General features: G+C 49.1%; 17 protein-coding genes. 11 read left to right on the top strand and 6 right to left on the bottom strand.

The features are described from left to right. The first annotated feature begins 10 nt into the window (after positions 1-10). On the top strand, positions 11-508 hold the full coding sequence (locus ACJJI8_RS09530) for a hypothetical protein (RefSeq protein ID WP_413664388.1): 498 nt from the start codon (positions 11-13) through the stop codon (positions 506-508). Beyond that, the gene (locus ACJJI8_RS09525; RefSeq protein ID WP_413664387.1) at positions 486-728 is read left to right on the top strand and encodes a hypothetical protein; all 243 of its coding nucleotides are present in this window, start codon (positions 486-488) and stop codon (positions 726-728) included. The genes ACJJI8_RS09530 and ACJJI8_RS09525 overlap by 23 nt, the downstream gene beginning before the upstream one ends. Positions 729-853: 125 nt before the next feature. On the opposite strand, the gene yghU is transcribed toward ACJJI8_RS09525, so the two are convergent. Continuing rightward, on the bottom strand, positions 854-1,732 hold the full coding sequence (gene yghU / locus ACJJI8_RS09520; RefSeq protein ID WP_444895198.1) for a glutathione-dependent disulfide-bond oxidoreductase: 879 nt from the start codon (positions 1,730-1,732) through the stop codon (positions 854-856). Positions 1,733-2,134: 402 nt separating this feature from the next. On the opposite strand from yghU, the gene rsxA reads away from it, so the two are divergent. The 7 genes from rsxA (at position 2,135) to ACJJI8_RS09485 (ending at position 8,967) form a co-directional block, all read left to right on the top strand. After that, positions 2,135-2,710: an electron transport complex subunit RsxA gene (gene rsxA, locus ACJJI8_RS09515; protein WP_108731788.1), complete on the top strand. Its 576-nt coding sequence runs from the start codon at positions 2,135-2,137 to the stop codon at positions 2,708-2,710. A gap of 9 nt (positions 2,711-2,719) precedes the next feature. After that, on the top strand, positions 2,720-3,334 hold the full coding sequence (gene rsxB, locus ACJJI8_RS09510) for an electron transport complex subunit RsxB (protein ID WP_444934880.1): 615 nt from the start codon (positions 2,720-2,722) through the stop codon (positions 3,332-3,334). 71 nt (positions 3,335-3,405) lie between these two features. After that, the gene (gene rsxC / locus ACJJI8_RS09505) at positions 3,406-5,457 is read left to right on the top strand and encodes an electron transport complex subunit RsxC (RefSeq protein WP_444935160.1); all 2,052 of its coding nucleotides are present in this window, start codon (positions 3,406-3,408) and stop codon (positions 5,455-5,457) included. Then, complete coding sequence (locus ACJJI8_RS09500) at positions 5,457-6,509, top strand: RnfABCDGE type electron transport complex subunit D (RefSeq protein WP_282934269.1); 1,053 nt, start codon at positions 5,457-5,459, stop codon at positions 6,507-6,509. Before rsxC ends, ACJJI8_RS09500 begins: the two co-directional genes overlap by 1 nt. After that, positions 6,509-7,213 carry an electron transport complex subunit RsxG gene (gene rsxG, locus ACJJI8_RS09495; protein WP_413664384.1) on the top strand — a complete coding sequence of 235 codons (705 nt, stop codon included), beginning with the start codon at positions 6,509-6,511 and terminating at the stop codon, positions 7,211-7,213. The genes ACJJI8_RS09500 and rsxG overlap by 1 nt, the downstream gene beginning before the upstream one ends. Next, positions 7,213-7,926 carry an electron transport complex subunit E gene (locus tag ACJJI8_RS09490; RefSeq protein WP_444934879.1) on the top strand — a complete coding sequence of 238 codons (714 nt, stop codon included), beginning with the start codon at positions 7,213-7,215 and terminating at the stop codon, positions 7,924-7,926. The genes rsxG and ACJJI8_RS09490 overlap by 1 nt, the downstream gene beginning before the upstream one ends. A gap of 333 nt (positions 7,927-8,259) precedes the next feature. Continuing rightward, positions 8,260-8,967, top strand: a complete 708-nt coding sequence (locus tag ACJJI8_RS09485) for a TetR/AcrR family transcriptional regulator (protein WP_282934272.1) — start codon at positions 8,260-8,262, stop codon at positions 8,965-8,967. Between the two features lie 101 nt (positions 8,968-9,068). Here ACJJI8_RS09485 and ACJJI8_RS09480 read toward each other — a convergent pair whose 3' ends face one another. Then, positions 9,069-10,229, bottom strand: coding sequence for an SO2930 family diheme c-type cytochrome (locus tag ACJJI8_RS09480; RefSeq protein WP_444934878.1), 1,161 nt, complete (start codon positions 10,227-10,229; stop codon positions 9,069-9,071). Next, positions 10,219-11,514, bottom strand: coding sequence for a parallel beta-helix domain-containing protein (locus tag ACJJI8_RS09475; RefSeq protein ID WP_444926673.1), 1,296 nt, complete (start codon positions 11,512-11,514; stop codon positions 10,219-10,221). The genes ACJJI8_RS09480 and ACJJI8_RS09475 overlap by 11 nt, the downstream gene beginning before the upstream one ends. Before the next feature lie 219 nt (positions 11,515-11,733). Between ACJJI8_RS09475 and ACJJI8_RS09470 the strand changes: the two genes are divergently transcribed. Continuing rightward, positions 11,734-12,246 (top strand): hypothetical protein, encoded by a 513-nt coding sequence (locus ACJJI8_RS09470; protein ID WP_444895203.1) that lies wholly within the window; start codon positions 11,734-11,736, stop codon positions 12,244-12,246. A 2-nt stretch (positions 12,247-12,248) separates the two neighbouring features. On the opposite strand, the gene ACJJI8_RS09465 is transcribed toward ACJJI8_RS09470, so the two are convergent. The 3 genes from ACJJI8_RS09465 to ACJJI8_RS09455 form a co-directional block, all read right to left on the bottom strand. Further along, the gene (locus ACJJI8_RS09465; protein WP_444934877.1) at positions 12,249-13,277 is read right to left on the bottom strand and encodes an alpha/beta hydrolase; all 1,029 of its coding nucleotides are present in this window, start codon (positions 13,275-13,277) and stop codon (positions 12,249-12,251) included. 76 nt (positions 13,278-13,353) lie between these two features. Continuing rightward, entirely contained in the window at positions 13,354-13,956 is a 603-nt protein-coding gene (locus tag ACJJI8_RS09460; RefSeq protein ID WP_444895205.1) for a Yip1 family protein, read from the bottom strand. A 342-nt stretch (positions 13,957-14,298) separates the two neighbouring features. Further along, positions 14,299-15,363: a branched-chain amino acid aminotransferase gene (locus tag ACJJI8_RS09455; RefSeq protein ID WP_444934876.1), complete on the bottom strand. Its 1,065-nt coding sequence runs from the start codon at positions 15,361-15,363 to the stop codon at positions 14,299-14,301. Between the two features lie 618 nt (positions 15,364-15,981). Between ACJJI8_RS09455 and ACJJI8_RS09450 the strand changes: the two genes are divergently transcribed. Beyond that, on the top strand, positions 15,982-17,280 hold the full coding sequence (locus tag ACJJI8_RS09450) for a hypothetical protein (protein ID WP_413664377.1): 1,299 nt from the start codon (positions 15,982-15,984) through the stop codon (positions 17,278-17,280). Positions 17,281-17,677 lie beyond the last annotated feature (397 nt).

Raw genomic sequence — 17,677 nt, 5'->3', positions numbered from 1 at the left:
ACACCCCCCGATGGGCAATGAAAAAAAGTCCCAAGCGTCTGGCGAGAATGCCGATTCCGCTGCGCAGGAGCGCAGCCCGGGTCAGTCTTCACCTTCTCCCTCAGGGAAAGACTCTGATGGAGAAGGTGAAAATAGCCTTGAAGCTACCCTTGCTCGCGCCGAGGCAACACTGACCCTACTGACTGCCTGGTTGGCTAATATTCAAAAGCTATTCCAGTTGGAGTTGGATAGAACGATTGCAGCCGGCAAGCGTATTGTTGCCCTGCAACTGATGTTACTGCCTCTAAGTGCGGCCCTCATCGTCAGTCTCTGTGGAGGCGTTGGGCTGATTGCCTACTATTTTTCCCAGTCTATTTATTTGGCATTTCTGGTATTTATTCTTATCCAGGTCGCTATTTTGGCGGGAGCTATCGTTTATCAAAAGAAGCTGGTGCCCCTACTGGGTTTTGAAGAGACCAAGCGACAAGTTAAAGAGGCTTTAAACGATGTCACTGAAGTCTTTAAATAAACAGATCGAACAATGCAGCCGGGATACGGAGCGACAGCGGCTCAGTGTATTGGCAATCGTAAATCAGCAACAGCAAGATGTTCAGCAGCGTTTACAGGGAATTCCCCTGCCATTGGTTTTAGGCCTCGCTTTAATCGCCGGCTTCGCGGCGGAAAAATTATGGCAATTGCCCCGCACCTCACAGGTGGTTCAGTTTATGCTGTCTATGAGGGCTTTTTAGCCGACGCTACTCTTTATATAAATATTAATTAACGGCCACTTCTAAAAAGAGGGGCAACGGAAAATAACCTTAGAAAATAGATACTGACACATCCTTGTGCCAGCCTTACCTATTAATACCCTGTATTAATCAACATCCTTATCAGTCACTTTATCTTGGGTGTTATTGTCAAAATCACCGGCGCTGTGGCGCTCATGTAGTTGTTCGCTGGGCTCACCCCAGGTTCGATTGACCATTCGTCCGCGCTTTACTGCTGGCCGCTCTGCAATTTCCCCCACCCAACGATTGAGATTTTTATAACTCTGGGTATCGAGAAATTCCGCCGCACTATAAGCTTCATTGCGCACCAGAGCCCCATACCAGGGCCAGATCGCAATATCGGCGATGGTATAAGTCCTTCCCGCCACATACGGATGCTTCGCCAGCTGTTGGTCCAATACGTCCAACTGGCGCTTTACTTCCATAGCAAATCGGTTGATCGGATATTCATATTTTTCCGGTGCATAGGCATAAAAGTGTCCAAAGCCTCCCCCCAGGTAAGGGGCCGAGCCCATCTGCCAGAAGAGCCAATTCAAAGCCTCGGTGCGCTGCTCGGGCGTATGAGGCAAGAGGACATTAAACTTTTCTGCCAGGTAGAGCAGTATGGAGCCACTTTCAAATACCCGGATTGGTGGCGTAGTGCTGTGATCCACTAAGACCGGAATCTTGGAATTTGGGTTTGCCTCAACAAAACCACTGCCAAACTGCTCTCCTTCAGTGATACGGACTAAATGGGCATCGTATTCTGCTCCCTCAAACCCGAGTTCCAATAACTCCTCTAACATCACCGTCGCCTTAACCCCGTTCGGCGTGGCCAAAGAATAGAGCTGCATCGGGTGCTGCCCCTGCGGCAGCGCTTTATCATGGGTCGCACCCGCTACCGGCCGATTGATACTGGCAAAAGCGCCCCCGCTTTCCTTATCCCACTGCCAAACCTTGGGGGGAGTGTAGGTTTCGTTCGACATTAAACTGCTCCAACTGAATTTAAGGTTGCTCTCAAGCAAAAACACGCATGCCGAGTCAATATACTGTATTGCCTCTACCCCACGCTTAACACCAAGTACCAAACTGGGGCACCCATCTTGTACCTATCGTTTCAAATTGGCAAAGGTACTGCAAATAGTATCCACAAAGGCCTCCACCTTTACTCCAAGTGGAGGCCTTTTGATCCAGAGGTGGCCCTTTGTCGGCCCTTTTCCCCTGCCACCCTCCTCACGAGTTGAAGCCCCCAAGCGACTCAACCATAATAGCCGCCCTGCGCGGCATTCGACGGTGCTCACAAGGAAGGTGCTAGTCTCACCTTAACCCTGCCGACGCCATTGCCGCTGTTCGCGCCACTCCGCCCTCGGGCTTTAACCGGACCTGTTATGACCGAATTTGCCGTCATTCTGCTCAGCACCATCTTGGTCAATAATTATGTGTTAGTGCAGTTTCTCGGCCTGTGCCCGTTTATGGGAGTTTCCAATAAACTGGAGACCGCTGTGGGTATGGCCGGCGCTACCACCTTTGTACTTACTTTGGCCTCTATTTGTTCATACCTGGTCAACACCTATCTGTTGGCCCCCTTTGGTATTGAAGATCTTCGCACCATCTCATTTATTCTGGTGATTGCTGTTGTCGTACAGTTCACGCAGATGTTTATCCAGAAGACCAGCCCCTTGATGTACAAGGTGTTAGGCGTTTTTCTACCGCTGATCACTACCAACTGTGCCGTGTTGGGTGTCGCCCTACAGAACACTATGAAAGCGCATACTTTTATACAATCCACTCTTTACGGGTTTGGCGCAGCAGTGGGTTTCTCCCTGGTATTAATCTTGTTTTCCTCGATGCGCGAGCGCCTCTTTGCCGCCGATGTCCCGCTGCCATTTCGCGGCGCCGCAATCGGTATGGTCACTGCCGGACTGATGTCACTGGCATTTATGGGCTTTAGCGGTCTGGTATAGGGTTTCGAAATGCTGGACTGGATTTCACAAATTTCTTCTCCCCTGCTGGTGCTTGGTGGCATGGCATTGGTATTCGGTGCCCTGCTGGGTTTCGCCGCCGTTCGCTTCCGGGTGGAGGGTGACCCACTCGTTGAGCAGGTCGATGCCCTGTTGCCACAGACTCAGTGTGGCCAGTGTGGCTACCCCGGCTGTCGCCCCTACGCAGAAGCGATAGTGCACGGCGATACCATCAACAAGTGCCCCCCCGGCGGGCAGGCCACTATCAATGAGTTGGCCAATCTGCTGGATATAGAGCCCATGCCGTTGGACGCCGAGCACGGTATTGAAGATGTAAAAAAAGTGGCATTTATCCGCGAGGCAGAGTGCATCGGTTGCACCAAATGTATTCAGGCCTGTCCGGTAGATGCCATTGCGGGCGCCGCCAAATATATGCACACGGTGATCACCGATGAGTGCACAGGATGTGACCTTTGTGTCGAACCTTGCCCCGTTGACTGTATCGATATGGTTCCCCTGGAAACCGCTTTACAGGATTGGCACCCACACAAGCCCAGCGATAGCTCGGTGCTGATTGCCAGCGATCGCCGCACTATTCAAGAACATACCGGGGGAGGCGCGGTTTGAACCCCGTAGATAGCAAGACCAAGCAAAGAGAGGCCGTTCAGGAGAGACGCGCAGCCCGCGAGGCACAACTGATTGCCAGTGAAAAAGCGCGCGAGCTGCGCCCCAACGACTTCCCCGGCGGAGTGCACCCTCCCGAGAACAAACACCAGAGTACCGGTGAGCCTATAGGAGTGATCCCCCTCGCCGAGGACTTGATCGTACCACTGCTACAGCACTCTGGTACCACCGCCATACCGCTGGTGAACCTCGGTGATAAGGTATTAAAGGGACAAAAGATTGCCGAGGCCGACGGTTTCATTAGCTGTCCAGTGCATGCTCCCAGCTCCGGCAGGGTTATGGCCATTGAACCCTATCCAGTGCCCCACCCTTCGGGTCTGCTGGAGGACTGCATTGTCATTCGCACAGACGGCGACGATGCCTGGTGCGATCTCACCCCCTGCGAAGATTACCTCCAGGTTTCACCGATAGAGCTTCTGGACAAGATCCGCGACTGCGGTATTGCCGGCATGGGCGGTGCAGGATTTCCAACCGCTGTGAAGCTAGACCCTCACGGCGGCGCCGAAATTGATACTTTGATTATCAATGGCACAGAGTGTGAACCCTATATCACTGCCGACGATATGCTTATGCGGGAGCGTGCCGACGAAATTATCGCTGGCGTGGAAATTCTTGCCCATATCCTCGACCAGCCCGAACGGGTATTGATTGGTATTGAAGACAATAAGCCCAAAGCTATCCGCGCGATGCGCAAAGCTGTCGAAGGCACCCGTTTCGATATCGTGGTATTCCCCACAAAGTATCCGTCCGGCGGCGAAAAACAGCTGATTCAAATTCTTACCGGCCGAGAAGTGCCCAACAAAGGGCTACCGGCTAACGTGGGGATTGTATGCCAGAATGTCGGCACTGCTCGCGCGGTATATCGCGCGATTCGGTTTGGCGAACCCCTGATCAGCCGAGTGACGACTGTTGTCGGCAAAGCGCTGGAGCAGCAGCGCAATATCGACGTACCTATCGGCACTCCCATAGAACATATCCTCAAATATCACGGTGTCCATCGGGGCCTGATGCAAAAGGTGATCATCGGCGGTCCGATGATGGGTTATACGATTGACGATCAACGCGCCCCAATCGTGAAAACCACCAACTGCCTGCTGGTACCGACCCGTGAGGAGCTACCGCCAGCACCGGTGGCCCAAGCTTGTATTCGCTGCGGTTTTTGCGCAGAGGCATGCCCGGCTTCCCTGCTACCGCAACAACTCTATTGGTATGCCCGCGCCGACGAACGAGAGAAGTTACAGGCCTATAACCTATTTGACTGTATCGAGTGCGGTGCCTGCTCTTACGTCTGCCCCAGTACGATTCCCCTGGTTCAGTACTACCGCGCTGCCAAAGGTGCAATTCGCACTGCTGAAGCGGAAAAAGAAAAGTCCGATCGCGCACGCGATCGTTTCGAATTCCGCAAGTTGCGCCTTGAAAAAGCTGAAAAAGAGAAAGAAGCGAAACGCGAAGCCCGGCGCAAAGCCGCTGAACAAGCTCGCCAGCAAAGGGAACAAAACCCTGAATCTCCGACAGCCAAAGCTGAGAAGCAGGAAGCAGATGTTGTCGCCGCCGCCCTGGCGCGCGTTAAGTCCCGCCAGGAGGACCCCAAGCAGCTTTTGGCCCGCGCCCAGCGTACTTTCTCCAGTGCCGAGAGCCGGGTGGAACGCATGCGTAATAAACTGGAAGCTGCCGATGAGAGCCAGCGCGACCAATTGGCAGCGCAACTCAAAGCTGCTGAAGTGAAATTGCAGGAAGCACAACACAAGTTGACCCTTGCCGAACGACGCGCCGATAGGGATACCACCCGGGAGCCCAACCAGGAAGAAACCAATGCAGCTGTGCGGGCAATTACCAAAGCCCGTGCCTCCGCAGAGGCGCGGGCCCAGATGAGTGACGCCGACAGACTTGCTGCAGATATCGAAGCACTGCGCAAGCGCGTCGCCAAAGCTGAGACTCGCCTGCAAAAGGCTCGGGATGAAGATGATGCCAATCTGGGCGCATTCGAAAGTGCCCTGGAGAAGCTACAAAAGAAACTGGAAGACAAAATGCGCGAACAACAAGCAGCACAGGACGGAAAGCAATAATGTCTCTGATGCGCGCCACCTCCCCTCACGCCCGTTCCGGCAATGACACCACCAAAGTCATGCTACAAGTCGCTGCGGCCACCATACCCGGTGTGCTGGCGATGGTGATTTATTTCGGTATCGGCGTACTGATCAATATTGCCCTGTGCACAATCACAGCGCTTCTGTGTGAAGCAGCGGTAATGAGATTGCGCGGCAGGCCGGCAGCATTCTATCTGCGGGATTGCAGTGCTTTTGTAACTGCACTGCTGCTCGGTATCGCGCTTCCGGCCTACTGTGCCTGGTGGCTGCCGATAGTGGGCACTGCGGTGGCTATTGTCCTGGCCAAGCATCTTTATGGCGGTATGGGGTACAACCCATTTAACCCCGCAATGGTGGGCTATGTTGTCCTGCTGATTAGTTTCCCGGTAGATATGACCCGCTGGGTGGGAGCTGCAGAGGTTATCGGCGGGACACCCAGCCTGGAGGAAGCCTTCTCTCTGGTAATCGGTAGCTACAATGTCGATGGTTTTACCCGCGCTACACCGCTGGAAATCGTGCGATTAAATGAGTCAGTGCTTCTCTCCCAGCTCTATGAAATGGAGCCGGTCCTCAATAAAGGCACATTTGCTGGAGTCGGTTGGGAAACCGTCAGCTTCGGATTCCTGTTAGGTGGGCTGTTCTTATTATTTCGCGGCATTATTACCTGGCATGCACCGGTTGCCATGCTCGCCACCCTCACTCTGATTTCCCTGTTTTTCTACGACAGCGGCAGTTCCTTGTCAGAGGGATCCCCCGTACTGCATTTATTTTCTGGAGCCACCATGTTTGGGGCCTTCTTTATTATTACCGACCCTGTCAGCGGTGCCACCAGTAACCGGGGCCGCCTGATTTTTGGGGCCGGTGTGGGGCTGCTCACTTATGTAATCCGGGCCTGGGGCACTTACCCCGATGCGGTGGCTTTTGCTGTATTGCTGATGAACTTTGCAACACCAACCATTGATAACTACACGCTTCCACGGACCTATGGCCACAAGGGCTCCCGCCGCGCTACCGACCTGGAGGAGAGCTGATGCTTAAACAGTCAATGGCCTCCAATGCCGCTGTTCTCACTCTTATCGCCCTGGTCACTGCAGGTACACTCGCAGTGACCCAGATTACGACTAAAGAGCCGATTGAGAGAGCTATCCGGGAAGCTTCGGCGAAAGCGCTACTGGAAATTATCCCATTGGAACGCCACAGTAATGACATGTTGGTAGACACCTATCCAATTCCAAAACCTTACTGGAATCAGCTAGGCCTACAACAAGGTGGAGATATCAATCTCGCGCGGGAAGAGGACGGAAAAGTCTCCGCAGTCATTGTGCCCGCAGTCACACCAGATGGATATTCCGGCCCAATAAAAATACTCGTTGGTGTGAATCGCGATGGCACCATTGCTGGCGTCAGGGTGACAAGCCACACAGAAACTCCGGGGCTGGGCGATAAAGTCGAGCTGAAAAAAAGTAACTGGGTGCTCCAGTTTGACGGCCTGTCACTAAAAAATCCGCCCTCAGCCGATTGGAAGGTACAAAAGGATGGCGGCGTTTTTGATGAATTTACTGGCGCTACAATTACTCCTCGCGCTGTCGTCAATGAAGTACACCAGGTGCTTGAGTTTGTAGCCCAGCACCACGAACAAATATTTAATGCGCCAATGTCCAAGCGAGCAGTAGAGATTGAGAACTCTGAAATCGACTCGGAACAAGTACCTGCGGCGGTTGAGGAGCAGAACTAATGGCAACTCCCGGCTACACAGAAATCGCCCAAAATGGGCTGTGGAAAAATAACCCCGCGCTGGTGCAATTACTTGGCCTCTGTCCCCTGCTGGCAGTCACCGGTTCCGTGGTGAACGGCATCGGCCTCGGTTTGGCCACTACCGGAGTTCTCACCTGCTCCAACCTTGCGGTCTCCCTGATCCGACGACAAATTCCGGATACTGTCCGTTTACCAGCCTCCGTTATGATCATCGCCACCTTCGTTACCTGCGTTGAGCTATTGATGAAGGCTTATACCTACGAGCTTTACTTGGTGCTAGGTATTTTTATCCCGCTAATCGTAACCAACTGTGCGATCCTCGGGCGAGCAGATGCTTTTGCCAGTAAAAACCCCGTGCTTCCGTCCCTGGCAGATGGATTTATGATGGGTATAGGTTTCACTGCAGTACTCATCGCCATTGGCGCAGTCCGAGAAATTCTTGGCCAAGGCACGCTATTTTCAGATATGGACTTGTTATTTGGTTCAATGGCAAAAGATTGGGGTATTTCAATTTTTGGCAGTGACTATCCAGGCTTTCTTGTTGCCGTGCTTCCTCCCGGTGCGTTCCTTGTCGCCGGCTTATTGATCGCAGCAAAAAACGCCATTGATATCGGTATTGAAAGGCATAAAAGCCAGAAAGTTAAGATCATTCCAGGCTCAAAGCGCGTACGTGTTACCGGAAAAATCTCTTAAGATAAGCAGCAGCTAACCAATTTAATTCTGCAATTGAATGGCTATTTGTCCTACCAATCGATTGCAGAACTTAACTTTTTCACCAAAAGCCAAAATGTGAACCCCCTCACTAATCTGTATCTTGCGGATTTTTCATCTTTCACTTTTTCAGTATGATGAGATACATCATCAAATCCCCACTTTTTTACATTAATTGCGCTGTACCAGTGCAATATTCGTGTAATCGAATGTAATAGCTTTATTCCCTTTTTTTAATTTTGTTTGGCTAGAATGGCACGGCCGACCAGCTTCACCTTGCTATCGGCGCCAACGCAATAAGACAGGGATAATGCTATGACTGTAGACACTGGAAAGTCTGAATTGGTCTACCACGGCCGCCGGGCCCAACGCGCAGATAGCCGTCTGCGGCGCAAGGCGATTCTAGAGGCCACCCTGAGACTGATCGTTAAAGAAGGTATCCGCGGCATCAGGCACCGTGCAGTCGCCCGCGAAGCTAACGTTCCTCTCGCGGCTACTACTTATTATTTCAAAGACCTGAATGACCTGATCAGCGATTCATTTACTTATTTTGTTGAGCAGGGACTCGAGGCTACACGCCAACTGCATGAAGAGAGTTTTAGTGCGGCACGGAATTTATCCGCACAAGAACGGGCGTCACATAGCAGTCGTAAACTGCTGATTCAACAATTGACCCGTTTTATTCTTACTCATGTCCGCACCCAGGCTGAAGACCGGGATCGCAGATTGGTTGAACTGGCATTCCGCAATGAAGCGCTTCGCAATGAGCAGCTGACCCGCGCGGTGCGGATGGCCAATCACGCCAGAGAGTCAATGATCAAGGAATTCTTCCAATTACTGGGTCTGGCTGATTCTGAAGCGGCTGCACAAATTGCTCACGGTACGATCCTGAACCTTGAGTATGAAATTTTGAGTGGTGCTATTGCTATCGACTCACCGCTGTTGGAACGCACCGTCACCTTGATGATCAACGGATTAATTCCAGCGGCAACAGTTGTTGCTGAAACTGCAGCATACGGCTGAATCTTTCTGAATTACTCGTCTCCAGGAAACGGGTATGGAGTTGTCCCCTCCATACCCAACTCCTCTTCATATAGCTCTTTCCAGATAGCTTCCAATAAAGATTAAGTGCAGCTTCCCGGTAGGGAGCTTACCCACTGCTTTAGTAATTCAACGCCCTCTGTATGCACCATGCTTCTACCTAATTCAGGCATCATGGCCCCAGGCGCGGTAGACTCTACACGAAAATTCAAAATAGAATTTTCAGGCTCTCCCGGTACTATTGCGAATAAATGCTCTCCACTGCCTGTACCCGCAGCAATAGGCGGTTTACATAGCCCAAGTTTGCGCCAATCAGTTTCGCTATGATGCAACATAAGCCCTGAGGTATCTGCCGGCCCAGTGGGATTGTGACAGTGGCCACAATTGATATCCAAATATGCCCTGGCGCGATCTTCCAGCGACACAGTCGCATCGTAAATATTGGCATTTCTCGGCAAACTTTTCAGATCAGGCAGTCCACGTAAATAGCCGGCCTTTTGCCAAAACAGCAATTGATTTTCTACTCCACTACGGTAGGGAAAGTCTTTATTCAGATGTCGAGCCTTAGGGCCGAGAGGAGAAATGGCTTTTTCAGTAAACTTTTCTGCATGACAACCAGCACATTGATTGGCGTCAGGTACTACATAACTAAGGTTTTCCTGCTGTCCGTTCAGGCTAACCAACTGAAAATTTTTCACATCTCCAGCAATCTCAAGAGTTGCCTCAGTCTGCTCTTTATTCCAGACATAGGGCAGCGCCTGCCAATTTTCCTGCCTGCGGATTAAAAGCCGTGTCTCAACGAGACGGACACGATTTAAATCAAGTGCCTGCCCAAAGCGCCCCTCAACATAATCCGTAGAGAAGTCATCGGTACGACGAACTACACCACTACTCTCCTGTGGATAGTAAAATGTCTTGCTTAAGATAGTTCCGACAGGGTAATTAAACTGTTCTTCTCCGTAGGTTGCAAAAGCCCCCTCAGGCAGCCAGACGGTCCTGAACTTATGAGCATAATCGGTAAATAACCCCGTATTCAAATCATAGGGTAATGCTCTTTCTGCAGGAAAGAGCACACCTTTCTCCATCCTCAATAAATTCCATGCACTGAGTTTTTCGGGCACCTCTTCTGCTGGGAATAAATGAACATCCTTTTTGTATGATTCACACCCCGCAAGGCCAATCAATAATATAAGGCTCCAAATAGAGTAGATAAGCTTCCTACTTATTTGATTATTATTCTTCATTAGTTACCTCTATCACTGCCAAATGGTCTTCATTTTCCAGCTTTGAATCAAAGTCTAAAACTACTTTGGCAAGCTTTTCCAAATGACACTGATGAGGTGCTATATCCGTGGATATATTCTTATACTCATTTCCAAAATCTATATTGAGAATTCCTGCAGGTTCGTTATCAATACATAACTTTAATGCCTCAGGTATTTGACCATCCACCAGTTTACTTTGATCAACAACCCCATCCCAAAGAATATCCGGCAATGTACCTGATATTCCAAACATAGCTAACTTCAGGGCTTTTAACTTAAGATGATCTGGCGATGTACCACCGCCAGAAAAGTTATTAGCATAGATATAGATCCCCTCTGGGTATGGGTCAAAATCAGCCTGCGTAGACTTATCACTATAGTATCCAGCCGTAAAATAGCTGCTGATCAATATGTTAGCAGTATCATTATCAGAAATATCATTTTCAAAAATCTCCACCCGATCATTCGAGTTAATAACCACCCCAGATCCTGCTGGCACGGCAGCAACTGGCGTGCCCTCATGACCAAAATTTTTAGTATTATTATTCTTTATCTGGTTATTGTAGATACGTGTACTGTGCCCTGGCTGCGGAAGATTAGGCATATTAAAAACAAGAATTCCCCCAGTATTATTCACAGCAATATTGTTGTAAACATCTGCACCGATCGTATTCTCTACCTCAATACCCGCCACATTAAATTCTGCACGGCTATTACGAACAATAACATTCCGCGACTGACCGACATAAATCCCTGCATCTGAAGCACCAATAGCTACCACACCATCGATTAAAGTATTTTCAGTCTGTACAGGATAAATACCATAGGCACCATTCTGGGTAGACGGGCCATTGGTCCATTCAACACGAACATCCCTGATGATAATGTTTTTGCCTTCATTAATTTTCAGGGCATCGCCTATGGTATCCTCAATAGCCAATCCCTCAATAGTAAAGTTACTGGCATTAACTAATATCCCCTCAGCACCCTGAATTTGCCCCTCAAAGGAGAGGACAGATTTATCCATGCCAGCTCCACGTAGCGTTACCCCATCAATATTCAGGGATAAACTACGATTAATATGGAATTTACCCTCAGGAATAGTAATAACATCCCCGGTCTTTGCAGATATCAGTTTTTTTAATAGTTGCTTTTGAAAATCAACCTTACTGGAACTGTCCTCAACTCTGGATTCAGGCCGTTCAGAACATCCAACGGATACTATTAAAGCCAGAATTACTCCCATATACGCTAAAGTCTTCATAGCCACACCTTTTATATAAATTATTGTCAATTGAGCTACTAAAACCTCAAATTGGTACTTCTGTACCAATTTAAAGGTGAAAACAGGACTAAATACACACTTTGATACTATCCAACCAACACCTCGTTATCAAGGCGCTATTATTAATACAAAAGACAACCCTAGAAATGCATTTAAGCGCCATACTCCCAAAAACAAAAACCACTTATTGAAATCAAGATGGTCAGCACTTCAATCAAAAAATATCAGTTTTTGTGTTTTCTTATTTACGTATTCTGCTCACTTGACGCTGCTGCCGAAATGATAGCGATACAGATTTCTGCTCCTAATGGATCAAACCTCTACACAGAACAACCTATCGATAAAAGTACAGATATCAAAGGAAGCGAGCCTATCTATATCAAAATATCATCAACTCAATATCAAGCAATAAAGTGCAAAGGGCCGTGGGGCGCTACAAAGTACAAAAAATGGATGACGGAGGGGCCTGGTTTCAAGCTCTACCAAAGTGATAAGCAGCTGCTCATTCAGGTTGTTGAACACCGAGTAATTAGCGCTGACATAGCCATTAACTCCATGAGCATACATTGCATGGACGCAGAACCTAAACAAGTTATTAAATCAATAGCGGAGATAGTGATCGAAAGATCAATAAATTCAGAAGAAATACTAGAGTTTGATAACGGGTATAAATTATCTTACCAGTACTCAATTACAAAAGGAAAGCCGTAAGTTTAGTCATTCAGGAAACTATTCATGCCGGCATAAACTTTTGCGCACTCCCCTTTCACTAAATCTTCAAGAATCAAAAATGGATGAATCATATCGGAAAAATGAACATTTTCAGACCTAACACCCACCTCTTCCACTTTCCGGTAGTAAATATCCCCAGTATCCCGGTGCGGGCAAAACTCCACGGTAAAAACTAAGGTTTCAGGAAGAGCTGCCGTAAAATCCATAAAAAGAGGGGATGCTTTTTTTCTACACTGCCCCTCAGCAAAATATTGCCCCAAGTACCAAATTGATTTTCGTGCCTCTAAAAAATAGCCTACCGCATTCTCTTCATGGGACCGTAAATGCATGGTGTAATCGAGAACCGGATAAATTAAAACCTGCTTTTTAATCTTAACGCTGTAGTCAAATTGAGCCAGGTGAGACATTGTGGCGGCCAGAGCGCCACCTGCAGAGTCCCCAGCGACCGACAAACTCGGTTGATAATATAAGCCCAATCTATCCAGTGCCGCCCAAACCCCAACAACTGCGGCATAGCAATCTGTTACTGCGCTCGGATAGCGATTCTCAGGGGCCAACCGGTACTCAGGCGCAACAACAATATGTCGAGCCTCCCGGGCAATCTTTCTGCAAATCGGGTCAAATGAATAAACGTTTCCAGCTACATGACCACCGCCATGAAAATAGACAAGAACAGGTAGAACTTCATCGGGATAGGGGACAAAGACTCTTACAGGTACGTCATATCCAGAGGCATAGATAATGCCATCTTGTACCGAGGCAACATCTGGAATATCGGTCACATACTTATCTATAAACTTTGTGGTCGATTCCCGAACATTGATGGGGTTGAACTCAAAGCCCTTCGAGTAGAGCTCTTTCATAGAGCTGTTGAATTCTTCGAGAAACCCCGAGAGGCGGTCATTTACTTTACGCATTGTCGTTACAGCCAGGATAGAAGAGACTTCGCCGTACCCGTGAATATGAGCCCCTTCACCGGGTACGACGTCGATAGCTTGTATCCCCACCACAACAACAGCCCTAAATCTCCTGGCGAAAATGCCTGAAACGACATTTCATCTAGTGATAGCTACGAGCCCAAACTACTCAAGAGGAGTAAAAGACCGGTGCGGATACATAACTCCAGAATAGAACTGTAGCAACCATAATAATGACTGCCATGACGAGTGACACCGTAATAATTGCACTGGCAAAAAGGAAGCCACGCTCTTCAGAAACACCCATCACAATAGGAATTCCCAAATAAAGCAGATAGACGGCGTAAGCAACCGCCAGAGTTGCGAGCAGTATGTCCAACCACAACACAGGGTAAATCCCTGCAATACCCACAATAAAAATAGGCGTGGCAGTGAAACCCGCTACAACAACGCCTTTAAGGGGGTGAGTTTCAGCTCCGTAAGTCTTGGCCATCCAATGGATGAAATAACCAATAGCAGTGACAGCCAAAACCATTGTGCAATAAAATACGGCGACCAATTCCAAAGCACTTTGTCCCGTAATTCTCACCGGGGCACCAGTGCCAATCGTCCAGCCAACTTGTGTCGTGCCAAAATACCACGCAGCTGCAGGAAGTAATGCCAGAACGATGACATAAGGAACCTGTCTACGCAGATTACGTTCAGAGAGACTGCCAATAAGCTGCCACTGTCTACGTGGTTGCAGCATAAGGCCAAGCATATGGGTCAACATCTCGTTATCCTCAACTGTGCAAGGAACTATAAGCGAGACCTATTAGCTCAAATTGATCTTGGAACTGCTGGTCAAAATGAGGTGTACCGCAATCAGGCCACTCTCAAGCTCCAATTTATTTCTTATTTAACCCCTTCACTTTTAGGTGTTAAGGTCGCACAAGTCAACAAACTCAATTAAATTGGCGGGAATATTTACGCGAGCGTTTCGCTTGGAAACAAGTAAATAGAAAACACTGCTACAAAAAAACCCGCGAAGGATAAAGCAGGATTTACGGTGGGGAAAAGCTGGTTACTAGACCCAGGCAGCCTTGGAAACTGCCCGGGTACGAAGATTTAGTACTTAAACTACAGGCTCAACAGAGTGCATCCACCCGTAAGCATCCTCAGAACGCCCCTCCTGAATATCCAGCAGTGCTTGTCGCAAACGCTCTGCAACAGGACCTGGGGCATCGGCTAGTTCGTACTCCTTATCGCCATCACCGATTACGCTGATAGGACTGATTATTGCAGCAGTACCACAAGCAAAAGCTTCGCTACAGTCTCCAGAAACTACCTGCTCTAACAGTTCATCAATGGGGATCGCCCGCTCAACAACCTTGTACCCCAATCCCTCCGCAAGCTGGATCAGAGAATATCGGGTGATGCCTTCGAGAATTGAGCCGTTCAACGCTGGGGTATATATAGCGCCATCAATGACCGCAAAAAAATTCATCCCTGACAGCTCATCGATACTCTGCCGATTAGAGGGGCTCAACCAAAGCGACTGATCATAACCTCGCTCTTTAAGGCGGCCGATACTAAGTAGAGAGCTGGCATAATTTCCGCCAACTTTGGCATCCCCAGTTCCCCCTACTGCAGCTCGAGCATCTTCTCTCTCAACCCACAAACGCATATTGCCGGAATGGTAGGCTTCCGAGGGACTAGCTATTACATAAAATTCATAGGCATTACTGGCTGAAACCGTTAGGTCCGGCTGGGTTCCCATTAGGAAAGGACGCAGGTACAGGGACTCACCGCTGTTGCTCGGGAGCAGGCCAGCGCAGTAAGCAGTCACAACACGAACGCCATCCAGGAACAGGGACTCAGGAACCGGAGGCATACATAAGCGCTTAGCTGAATATGCCATTCGTGCAGCATTCATTTCGGGCCGGAACAGTGCAGCTCCCCCCTCGGAAGTTCGATAGGCCTTCATTCCTTCAAAGCATGACTGCGCGTAGTGAAGTACCTTAGCAGCAGGGTCGACGGTCAGAGGCGCATAGGGGATCAACTCTCCACTACTCCAGCAACCATCCTGCCAAATGGCGCGAAACATTACTGGGGCCATGGCGGTTCCAAAGCCCAGCTTCTCGGGTGCTTCATAGCCCCGAAGGCTTACCGCGATCTCTGGATCGATATAGATACTCACTGAGCTCTCCTCTGAATTCGAATCAGCTGATTATGGCGCTTGTTACGCTGCAATCCAAATAGATCAACCTCTGATACAGCAACAGCAGTAATCTAACCCCAAATTCAGCCTACTTGTTAGGACGATGATCCACCTATTTAGCTTCCGCCATCCTGATGTGGCACCAGTGCCAACCAAGCCACTCGCTACACTTCGCTGCCAAGTCGCGATATCGGACGTAATCAACAAATTTTTGGCATCTACTTACAGTCCCTCACCCCTAATTTGCACTCCCAACTGCTAAACCAAAAGGGTGGTCACAGGCATGCTGGCGCAATGGGCATTAAGTGGCTGAAGTACCCGCCGCAGCTTCCTTCTTGGCACATAGTGCTAGCTATACTGACTAATACGCGGCCAGGCAGGCATTTATAAGCATCCAGTCGCGCCGTCACTGTGAGCTTGAGGATACCCCCTCAATGCGCTCAGGGTCGAGAGAACCACATTCAGGAGAGAACTTCCGCCGTATTCGCTGTTGCAGTGGGCGAGCGGAAATAAGACCCGAAAACTGACAGGTGCAGGTTCCAACCTCAGCTGTTTGGTATTCGGTGAAGCCAAATATGAAACGGAAGTGGTTCAATCGTGACACAGATAGATACCAGCAATTCCTTTGCTATCGGCTTGATGTTTACAGCCACAGCACTGCTGTGTAATGGCGCCCTGGCCGACGATGGCGCACCTGTGGCAGTCCAAACTAATGCACCTCCAAAAGCCTTTATTGAAGCCGCCTCGAAACCACTCAAGAAAACACCTCGACAGCTAAGGCCCTCCGAGGCTGTAGAAAATTACCGTGAACGTATAGAGGAGCTCGAAGCCCAATATGGTGCTTATGGTGCCGGTATTGATGAACAGCTTTTGGGGCTGGCCACCGCATTACAGAAAGCTGGCGATCATGAGCAGGCTGTCACTGAATTTCGTCGTGCAATGCTGATTAGCAGAGTCAATGAGGGGCTCTATTCCCTAAGCCAAATCCCTATGATCAAGCGCTTGATCGAGAGTCAAATAGCGCTCAATCAGTGGGAAGAAGCTAACGACAACCAGCAGTACCTCTACTGGCTCTACCAGAAAAATTACGGCGAAAAAGACCCCCGTATGCTGCCAGTAATCAACAACTTGAGTCGTTGGCATTTACAGGCTTATGTGGAGGAAAAAGGAGACACGCTATTTGAGCATCTAATTAGTGCAACCAATCTTTACAGTTTGGCGGTAGATATTATTACAAAAAACTTTGGCTCCACCGACCTTCGCCTTGTTGATGCCCTGCGCGGATTAAAAGCAACTAACTATTATCTGGCCACCTATAAGGGTGAACCCAACTCTCCAGTTTTTGTTAACGCCAGCTTTGGTGGTAGTGGCCCCGACTCACATCAGCGAACCAAATTAGATCACTACCGGATGAAGAGTTTTAACACCGGGAAAAAAGCCATTACCCGTATCGTTGATGTCTACCAAAGGAACCCCAAGTCCCCCCCGGCAGCCTCAGCCAAAGCCAAAGTTGAACTCGGCGACTGGTACATGATGTTTAACAAGTGGCACTCCGCGCGCCAAACCTACGGCGAGGCCTACAAGGCACTTTGGGATAACGGTGCCTCTAACGATGAAATTGAGGACATATTTGGACGGCCCGTGGCTTTACCCGCGCTCCCCGTTTTGGAGTCGGACAGCAAAGCCCTAGCCAATTCCCGGATTACGGTCTCCTATGATGTCACGGCTTTTGGCAAGGCGAGGAATATAAAAATACTCAGGGCTTACCCTTCAGATAAAGTGAAGATACGCTCAAAAGTTAGAAACATTCTAAAACGCGCTAAATTCAGACCAAGGTTTGAAGATGGAGAGGCGGTGGAAACCCGCGGAATTGTGCAACGCTTTATATTCGACTGAGAAACCTATCACCACTGACACCAGCTCGATGTGGAATCTACGCAAATAATCAAATAACAACTATTTTTAAAGTTCCACATTGAGCATTTGCTAGTACCGGAAAAACACTTCATGTGTCTCACGCGGTCACACCGGCAAACAGTCTAGGAGAGAAAGAGATGACACCTCGAGCAGCGGTAGAAAAAATTCACCGCCACAGCTGTTTGTCAAATGTACTGGTACCAATTGCGTTGGCGGCGATCTTAACCGGTGGGTGCAAGAGCCAACAAACTCAGTCACAGCCACCAGCAATGCCATCTCTACCATCCTCCAGTTCATCTTCCAGTTCTGCATCGCAATCACAATCACAATCGCAATCTAGTAGCAGCAGTAGTTCGCAAAGATCAGGCCAATCAAC

It is taken from the genome of Microbulbifer maximicatervae (SeqCode), assembly GCF_052467695.1.
This window is presented reverse-complemented; position numbering and strand designations above follow the sequence as displayed.